At 71.9% G+C, this 8238-nt stretch carries 8 protein-coding genes and 1 tRNA gene; 4 read left to right on the top strand and 5 right to left on the bottom strand.

Going from position 1 to position 8238, the window contains the following annotated elements; all coding sequences use genetic code 11:
- Positions 1-1098, bottom strand: a 1098-nt coding sequence (gene mnmA, locus BIU96_RS01665) for a tRNA 2-thiouridine(34) synthase MnmA (RefSeq protein WP_083402574.1), incomplete at its 3' end; no start/stop codon positions are given.
- A gap of 54 nt (positions 1099-1152) precedes the next feature.
- Here mnmA and BIU96_RS01660 point away from each other — a divergent pair.
- From BIU96_RS01660 to BIU96_RS01650, 3 genes are all read left to right on the top strand, one after another.
- Entirely contained in the window at positions 1153-2454 is a 1302-nt protein-coding gene (locus tag BIU96_RS01660) for an MFS transporter (protein WP_071290879.1), read from the top strand.
- 86 nt (positions 2455-2540) lie between these two features.
- Positions 2541-2624: transfer RNA gene (locus BIU96_RS01655), tRNA-Leu, on the top strand.
- A gap of 137 nt (positions 2625-2761) precedes the next feature.
- Positions 2762-3448 carry a DedA family protein gene (locus BIU96_RS01650; RefSeq protein WP_071290878.1) on the top strand — a complete coding sequence of 229 codons (687 nt, stop codon included), beginning with the start codon at positions 2762-2764 and terminating at the stop codon, positions 3446-3448.
- Between the two features lie 136 nt (positions 3449-3584).
- Here BIU96_RS01650 and rdgB read toward each other — a convergent pair whose 3' ends face one another.
- From rdgB to murI, 3 genes are read right to left on the bottom strand one after another with little or no spacing between them, the layout of a single operon-like run.
- Positions 3585-4172: an RdgB/HAM1 family non-canonical purine NTP pyrophosphatase gene (gene rdgB / locus BIU96_RS01645; RefSeq protein WP_071290877.1), complete on the bottom strand. Its 588-nt coding sequence runs from the start codon at positions 4170-4172 to the stop codon at positions 3585-3587.
- A complete protein-coding gene (gene rph, locus BIU96_RS01640; RefSeq protein ID WP_071290876.1) occupies positions 4169-4909 on the bottom strand; it encodes a ribonuclease PH in 741 nt (246 codons plus the stop codon). Before rph ends, rdgB begins: the two co-directional genes overlap by 4 nt.
- The gene (murI, locus tag BIU96_RS01635) at positions 4906-5751 is read right to left on the bottom strand and encodes a glutamate racemase (protein WP_071290875.1); all 846 of its coding nucleotides are present in this window, start codon (positions 5749-5751) and stop codon (positions 4906-4908) included. The genes rph and murI overlap by 4 nt, the downstream gene beginning before the upstream one ends.
- Before the next feature lie 115 nt (positions 5752-5866).
- Between murI and BIU96_RS01630 the strand changes: the two genes are divergently transcribed.
- On the top strand, positions 5867-7198 hold the full coding sequence (locus tag BIU96_RS01630) for a nicotinate phosphoribosyltransferase (protein WP_083402573.1): 1332 nt from the start codon (positions 5867-5869) through the stop codon (positions 7196-7198).
- A 12-nt stretch (positions 7199-7210) separates the two neighbouring features.
- Here the strand turns inward: BIU96_RS01630 and BIU96_RS01625 are convergent, their stop codons facing one another.
- Positions 7211-7474 (bottom strand): DUF3039 domain-containing protein, encoded by a 264-nt coding sequence (locus BIU96_RS01625; RefSeq protein ID WP_071290874.1) that lies wholly within the window; start codon positions 7472-7474, stop codon positions 7211-7213.
- Between the last annotated feature and the right edge of the window lie 764 nt (positions 7475-8238).

The raw sequence follows: 8238 nt of genomic DNA, 5'->3' as shown, positions 1-8238 counted from the left end.
CGCCGACACCGCCGACACCGTGGAGTCGATCGTGCACTGCCCGAGCACGCGGGTGCCGACGTAGACCACCGCGGTCTGGCCGGGCGCGACGCCGGAGAGCGGCGCGTCCACGTCGATGACGAGGGTGCCGTCCGACACTCGAGCCGTCGCTGGCACCGGGTCGGCGTGCGCCCGGATCTGCACGTCGCAGGCGAAGGGCGTCTCGGGGTCGGCCGGAGCGGTGCCGGCCCAGGTGAACCGCGAGCCCGACATCGAGGTGACGTCGAGCGCCTCCTTCGGGCCCACCACGACGGTGTTGTCCTTCGGTCGGATCTCGAGCACGAACCGCGGCTTGCCGTCCGGCGCCGGGCGGCCGAGGGCGAGGCCCCGGCGCTGTCCGACGGTGTATCCGGTGGCACCCTGGTGCGCTCCGACGACCGTGCCGTCCCGCTCGACCACGTCGCCCGGTGCCGTGCCGACCCGGTCGGCCAGCCAGCCGCGGGTGTCGCCGTCCGGGATGAAGCAGATGTCGTACGAGTCCGGCTTCTGCGCGACCGTCAGCCCGCGCTCGGCTGCCTCGGCACGGACCTCGTCCTTGGAGGGCGTCGCACCGAGCGGGAACATCGCGTGCTGGAGCTGCTCGGCCGTCAGGACGCCGAGCACGTAGGACTGGTCCTTCGCCCACGCGGCCGAGCGGTGCAGCTCGCGCGCGCCGTCCGCCCCGGTGACGATGGAGGCGTAGTGGCCGGTGCAGACGGCGTCGAACCCGAGGGCGAGCGCCTTCTCGAGCAACGCCGCGAACTTGATCCGCTCGTTGCACCGCATGCAGGGGTTCGGCGTCCGCCCGGCCTGGTACTCGGCCACGAAGTCGTCGACGACGTCCTCCTTGAACCGCGCTGAGAAGTCCCACACGTAGTACGGGATGCCGAGTGCCGAGGCCGCGCGCTGGGCGTCCATCGAGTCCTCGATGGTGCAGCACCCGCGGCTGCCGGTGCGGAGCGTGCCCGGCATCCGGCTCAGGGCGAGGTGCACGCCGACCACGTCGTGTCCGGCGTCGACGGCCCGTGCGGCGGCGACCGCCGAGTCGACCCCACCACTCATCGCTGCAAGAACTCGCATTCCTCCAGGGTAAGCGCATCGCGCGTGGACACCAGGCGTAGCGTTGCCGGAGCGATGACCTCCGACACCCCCGCCTTCGACTTCCGGGCGGTCCTGCTGTCCGGGTTCCTGCCGGCCGCCCTCTTCGCGATCGGCGAGGGGGCGATCATCCCGATCATCCCGATCGCCGCGTCCTCCCTCGGCGCGAGCCTGGCGTTCGCCGGGTTCGTCGCGGCGCTCATCCTCGTCGGGGAGCTCATCGGCGACGTGCCGTCCGGGGTCGTCGTCGCGCGGATCGGCGAACGGAACGCGATGATCGGCGCTGCGGCGGTCTCCGTCGTCGGCCTGCTCGTGTGCACCGTCGCGCCGAACGCCTGGGTGCTCGCGCTCGGGGTGTTCCTCGTCGGTGTGTCCACCGCCGTCTTCGCCCTCGCCCGGCACGCCTACATGACGACCGCGATCCCGCTGCACATCCGGGCACGCGCGCTGTCCAGCCTCGGTGGGGTGTTCCGCTTCGGCTACTTCGTCGGCCCGTTCATCGCCGCCGGGGTGGTCCACCTGACCGGCACGACGCAGAGCGCGTTCTGGATCCACATCGTCTGCTGCCTGGCCGCGGCCGTGGTGCTCCTCGTCCTGCGCGACCCCGCGACGGGCGCACGCGGCTTCCGGAGGCCGCCCCGCGCCTCCCGGCCCGCGACCAGCCCCGCGACGGACGCGAGCGCCGTCACCGAGCCGCCCGCCGACACCGGCGCGCAGTTCGTCCAACAGGAGGCCCACGGCCTCTTCCGCACCATCCGCGCGAACGGTGCCGTCCTGCTGCGCCTCGGCAGCGGGGCCGGTCTCATCGGCGCGCTCCGCGCCGGACGGCAGGTCATCCTGCCGCTCTGGGCGGTCAGCGTCGGCCTCGACGACGCGACCGCGGCGTTGATCATCGGCATCGCCGGAGCCGTCGACTTCGCGCTCTTCTACACGAGCGGCCAGATCATGGACCGCTGGGGCCGCCTGGCGAGCGCCCTCCCCTGCATGCTGGGGCTGAGCGTCAGTTACTTCCTGCTCGCGTGGTCCGGGCACCTGGACGCGCGGGTCGGCTGGTTCGTCGCGATCGCGATCGGCATGTCCCTGGCGAACGGCGTCGGATCCGGCATCCTCATGACGCTCGGTGCCGACCTCGCGCCGCGCGGCAACCCGGCGCCGTTCCTCGGTGCGTGGCGGTTCACCGGCGACTTCGGGCAGGCGGCTGCGCCGCTGGTGATCTCCGGAGTCACCGCCGTCGCATCGATCGCGGTGGCGAGCGGTGTGATGGGCGTGCTCGGTCTGGTCGGCGCGGGCATCCTGCTGCGGTACGTCCCGCGGTACCTCCCCCGCCGGTTGCGCTGACGGTCGTCGGGACGGCTGGTTCAGCCGGCCTGGAGGCGCGGATCACGGCCGTCCCGCGGCCCGCGCTCGGTAGACTGCCGCTGCTCGCGGGAGTGGTGGAATCGGTAGACACGCAGGATTTAGGTTCCTGTGCCCCAGGCGTGAGGGTTCGAGTCCCTCCTTCCGCACCAGTGCTCCGCGGTCTCCCGCAGTTCTGCGGCGGCATCCGACAAGTCACCCCCGCGGGGGATGGGCCGGTCACGCCCGGACGGTACCCTCGTCTCGCGGGAGTCCTCCCCGTCATCCCGCCTCCACGACCGGAAGAACCATGCACTCCGTCGCACTCGCCCTGATCCCCTGGCTGGATCCGCAGTACATCCTCGACCACTTCGGGGCGGTCGCGGTGCTCGTCGTCTGTGCGATCGTGTTCGCCGAGACCGGGCTCCTCATCGGGTTCATCTTCCCCGGGGACAGCCTGCTCGTCATCACCGGCCTGTTCGCGTTCGACCGCGGCGGTGAGATCGGCGGCATCCCGATCTGGGTCGCAGCGCTCATGATCGGCGCAGCGGCGTTCCTCGGCGGCGAGCTCGGGTACTACATCGGCAAGAAGGCCGGCCCGGCGATCTTCGAACGCAAGGAGAGCGGGCTGTTCTCCAAGGCGAACGTCGACCGCACCAACGCGTTCTTCCACCGGTTCGGGCCCCTCGCGGTGATCCTCGCCCGCTTCGTCCCGGTGGTGCGGACCTTCCTGCCGATCGCGGCCGGCGTCGGGCGGATGAACTACAAGAAGTACTCGCTCTACAACGCCATCGGCGCGATCGTCTGGGGCGTCGGAGTGACCTTCCTCGGGTACTTCATCGGGCACATCCCGTTCGTGGCGCACATCGTCCGCGAGTACATCGACATCATCCTGCTCGCAGCGGTCGTCGTCACCGTCGTCCCGATGGGCATCACCTACCTCCGGAACGCCCGCAAGGCCAAGCACGACGAGCAGGAGCAGGCCGCGACGGAGTAGTCGGCGCGGCCCGCGCGCTGCGCTCCGCCCCCGGAACACCTCGCACGACCAGAGTCGGCCCGAACCACGTGATCACGTGGTTCGGGCCGACTCTCGTTGTGCCGCGTGCGGCGGCGAGCGGCAGGTCCCGCGCTCGTCAGACGCCGAAGTACTCCCGCACGATCGGCGCGATGCCGCGGAACGCCTTCGACCGGTGGCTCAGCGCGTTCTTCTCGTCGCGCGTGAGCTCCGCCGAGGTCCGGTCCGCGTCGTCCGGCCGGAACACCGGGTCGTACCCGTGTCCGCCGTCGCCGATCGGCTCCGTCGTGACCTCGCCGTTCCAGACCGCCTCGAACACGTGCTCGGTGCCGTCCGGGGTCACGAAGGCCGCCGCGCACACGAAGGCCGCGGTGCGCTCCACGACGCCCTCGAGGTTCCGCAGCAGCAGCGCGATGTTGTCCGCGTCCGACCGGGTGCCGGCGTACCGGGCCGAGTGGATCCCCGGGGCGCCGTCGAGCGCGTCGACCGCGATGCCGGAGTCGTCGGCGAGTGCCGGCAGCCCGGTGTGGGCCACCGCGGCCCGCGCCTTGATGAGCGCGTTCGCGGCGTAGGTGTCGCCGTCCTCGACCGGCTCGGGGCCGTCGTACCCGACGAGCTCGACACCCTCGATCGCCGCGCCGAGGATCTCGCGGAGCTCGACGACCTTGCCCTGGTTGTGGGTGGCCAGGACGACGGTGCCGGTCACGAGGACAGCCCCAGGACCTCGCGCTGGATCGCCGCGAGCGACTGGTTGCCGGCCAGGCCGAGGTCGAGCAGGACGTTCAGCTCGTCGCGGTCGAACGGCGCGTGCTCGGCGGTGCCCTGCACCTCGATGAACTTGCCGGAGCCGGTCGTGACGATGTTCATGTCGGTGTCGGCCGCCGAGTCCTCGGTGTACGCCAGGTCGAGCATCGGCTCGCCCTTCACGATGCCGACCGAGATCGCCTGCACGCTGTCGGTGAGCGGCGTGGCCTTCTTCGCGATGAAGCCCTTGTCGCGGCCCCACTCGATCGCGTCGACCATCGCCACGTACGCGCCGGTGATCGACGCCGTGCGGGTGCCGCCGTCGGCCTGCAGGACGTCGCAGTCGATGACGAGGGTGTTCTCGCCGAGGCTCTTCATGTCGATCACCGCGCGGAGCGAGCGGCCGATCAGGCGGGAGATCTCGTGCGTGCGACCGCCGACCTTGCCCTTGATCGACTCGCGCTGCATGCGCTCGTTCGTCGAGCGGGGCAGCATCGAGTACTCGGCGGTGACCCAGCCGGTGCCCTTGCCGGCGAGCCAGCGCGGGACGCCGTTCGTGAAGGACGCGGTGCAGAGCACCTTGGTGTTGCCGAACGAGATCAGCGCGCTGCCCTCGGCCTGCGCGCTCCACCCCCGCTCGATCGTGACGGGACGGTGGTCGGTCGTGGTGCGGCCGTCGATGCGGAGCGAGTCGCTCATGGGGTCCTTTCGATGCGGGGCAACGCGATGGCCCCGGTCTGGAGGTGGCCGACGCTGGAGACCTCGGGTCCGAGGAAGCGTCGGGCGAGTCGGATGAAACCGTTCTTGTCGTCGCCGGTCGCCTCGAACGAGTACGTCGGCGGTTCCGGGGTGGTGCGTTCGAGCCCGTGTTCGACGAGCCGTCGGTACACGTCGTTCGCGGTCTCCTCGGCGCTGGAGACGAGCGTGACGTCCGGCCCCATCACGTACTGGATGGCGGCCGACATCAGCGGGTAGTGGGTGCAGCCGAGCACGAGCGTGTCGACGTCGGCGGCCCGGACCGGCGCGAGGTACCCCTCGGCCACCTCGCGCAGCGCCGACGACGAGGTGTCGCCCGCCTCGACGAACTCGACGAAGCGGGGGCAGGCGGCGAGGGTCAGGGTGACGTCGGACGCGACCGCGAAGGCGTCCTCGTAGGACCGGGACGCGATGGTGCCGACCGTGCCGATGACCCCGATCCGCCCGGTCCGGGTCTGCTTCACGGCGGCGCGGGCAGCGGGCTGGATCACCTCGACGACGGGGATGCCGTACGCCTGCTCGTAGCGTTCACGGGCGTCCCGGAGCACGGCGGACGACGCCGTGTTGCAGGCGATGACGAGGGCCTTCACGCCCTGTTCGACCAGGTCGTCCATCACCTCGAGCGCGTACCGGCGGACGTCGGCGATCGGCTTCGGGCCGTACGGCGAGTGCAGGGTGTCGCCGACGTAGCGGATGCTCTCCCGCGGCAGCTGGTCGATGATGGCGCGGGCCACCGTGAGCCCGCCGACCCCGCTGTCGAAGACTCCGATCGGTGCATCCGTCACGGTGACCAGCGTACCGACGCTGCCCGACCGCCAGGGAACCGGCCACCCGCGGGCCGCGAGCCGGGCGGCCGACGAATCCGCGCCTCCCGAGTGACACGACAGTAGTGTCGGGGAGGTGACCAGCGCGCTCCTGACCGACCAGTACGAACTCACCATGGTCGACGCGGCCCTGAAGGACGGCACCGCCGACCGACGGTGCGTGTTCGAGGTCTTCGCCCGGCGGCTGCCGGACGGGCGGCGCTACGGGGTCGTCGCGGGCCTCGGCCGGTTCCTCACCGCACTCACCGACTTCCGCTTCGGCGACGAGGAGATCGGCTTCCTGCGCGATCGCGGCGTCATCGACGCCGGCACCGCCGCCTACCTCGCCGACTACCGGTTCACCGGCAGCATCCGCGCCTACCGCGAGGGCGAGGTCTTCTTCCCGAACTCCCCCGTCCTGCAGATCGAGGGCACCTTCGCCGAGGCCGTCGTGCTCGAGACGCTCGCGCTGAGCATCTTCAACGCCGACTCCGCGATCGCCTCCGCCGCCGCGCGCATGGTGTCCGCCGCCGACGGACGCCCCCTCGCCGAGATGGGTTCCCGCCGCACCGGTGAGTGGAACGCCGTCGCCGCCGCACGTGCCGCGTACATCGCCGGGTTCGGCGCGACGAGCAACCTCGAGGCCGGGCGCACCTGGGGCATCCCGACGATGGGCACCGCCGCACACGCGTTCACGCTGCTGCACGACTCCGAGGAGCAGGCGTTCCGGTCCCAGCTCGACGCGCTCGGCGACGGCACCACGCTGCTCGTCGACACCTACGACATCGAGGAAGCGGTCGACACGGCCGTGCGGCTGACCTCCGGCCGGTTGGGTGCCGTGCGCATCGACAGCGGCGACCTGCCGTCCGTCGTCGCTTCGGTGCGGGCGCAGCTCGACCGGCTCGGCGCGACGGGGACGAAGATCACCGTCACGAACGACCTCGACGAGTACACGATCGCTGCGCTGCGTGCGGCTCCGGTCGACTCGTACGGCGTCGGGACCTCGGTGGTGTCCGGGTCGGGCCACCCCGCCGCGGGGATGGTGTTCAAGCTCGTCGCGCACCAGGCGTCTGCCGGCGGCGCTGGGGTCTCTGCCAGCGCTGCTGGCGGCTCGGCCGGCGGCGAGTGGGTCTCGGTCGCGAAGAAGTCCGCCGACAAGGCGTCGCTCGGTGGCCGCAAGGAAGCCGGACGACGCCTCCGGAACGGCATCGCCACCGCCGAGGTCGTGCTCACCCAGGGTCAGGTCGGGCCGGACGAACGCCCCCTGCTCGTCCCCGTCGTCACGGACGGCGAGGTCGACCCGGCGTTCCTCGGCGCACGCGGGGTCGAGGCAGCGCGGGCACACCACAAGGCCGCGAAGGCGGAGCTGCCGGCAGACGCTGCGCGGATCGGCCGCGGAGACCCGGCGATCCCCACGCTGATCATCTGAGGTGCCGGGCGGCTACTCGGCCTTCATCTTCTCGTAGATGGCCTTGCAGTCCGGGCAGACCGGGAACTTCTCCGGGTCGCGGCCCGGGATCCACTTCTTGCCGCAGAGGGCCTTCACGGGCTTGCCGCTGAGGGCCGACTGCAGGATCTTGTCCTTCTTGACGTAGTGCGAGAACCGCTCGTGGTCGCCGGGCTCGATCGCTTCCTCTTCGAGGAGCTTCTCGAGCTCTCGGTCCATCACGTCGAGGCCGCCGCCACCGGGTTCCATCGTGCTCATCCCCCAAGGGTACGACGCCCCCGGGCCCCGCGGCAGTCCGTGCGCGCCCGGCGTACGCGCTGCGCCCGTTCGCGCGCGCCCTGCTCGCGCGCGCCCTGCTCGTCCGGCTCGCTGGCGGCCCCGTCCGCCGCCCGACCGCGAGCGGGCGAAATGCCAGGGTGCCGCGCGCACCACACGCCGCGCTTCCGCCCGCTCGCGCGTCCGAGGTCCCGCCCGCGCGTCCGCCCTGGACGAGCAGGCGAGATACCGGGGCACCCCACGCCACTCACCTCGCGTTTCCGCACGCTCGCCGCGACGGGGTCTCGCCCACGCGCCCGCCCTGGACGAACGGGCGAAATGCCAGGCACCGCGCAACCACCCCACGCTTCCGCCCGCTCGCCGCGTCCGAGACCGCCCCGCGTCCGCCCTGGACGAGCGGGCGGATTGTCGGGGTGCCTCCCATCGCCCACCCCGCGTTACCGCCCGCTCGCGAAGCGCACTGCTCCGCCAGCCCGCCGCGCCCTCCTCGCTCAGGACGAGCGGGCGGATTGACAGGCCTCCCGCCGCACACACCACGCGCCTTCACCCGCTCGCACGCGGGGGCGCCGAACGACACGGGCGTCGCTCGGCCACGCGTGGATGAGCGGGCGAAAGACCTGGGCACTCGGAGCACACACCCCGGCATTTCGCCCGCTCGGCCGAAACGGCGCTCGCGCTCGTGAGCGCAGCAGCACAGCCTCGCGGCAGCACGGACGCACGGCAGCGCGGCAGCGCGGCAGCGCGGC

Origin of the sequence: Curtobacterium sp. MCBA15_008, from assembly GCF_001865065.1 — a bacterium.
Classification (GTDB): Bacteria; Actinomycetota; Actinomycetes; order Actinomycetales; family Microbacteriaceae; genus Curtobacterium.
This window is presented reverse-complemented; position numbering and strand designations above follow the sequence as displayed.

Excerpts from the sequence above, each read along its gene's own strand:
- BIU96_RS01650 (WP_071290878.1), top strand. The coding sequence starts at position 2,762 with ATGCACTCCGTCGCACTCGCCCTGATCCCCTGGCTGGATCCGCAGTAC.
- BIU96_RS01625 (WP_071290874.1), bottom strand. The coding sequence starts at position 7,474 with ATGAGCACGATGGAACCCGGTGGCGGCGGCCTCGACGTGATGGACCGA.
- rph (WP_071290876.1), bottom strand. The coding sequence starts at position 4,909 with ATGAGCGACTCGCTCCGCATCGACGGCCGCACCACGACCGACCACCGT.
- BIU96_RS01660 (WP_071290879.1), top strand. The coding sequence starts at position 1,153 with ATGACCTCCGACACCCCCGCCTTCGACTTCCGGGCGGTCCTGCTGTCC.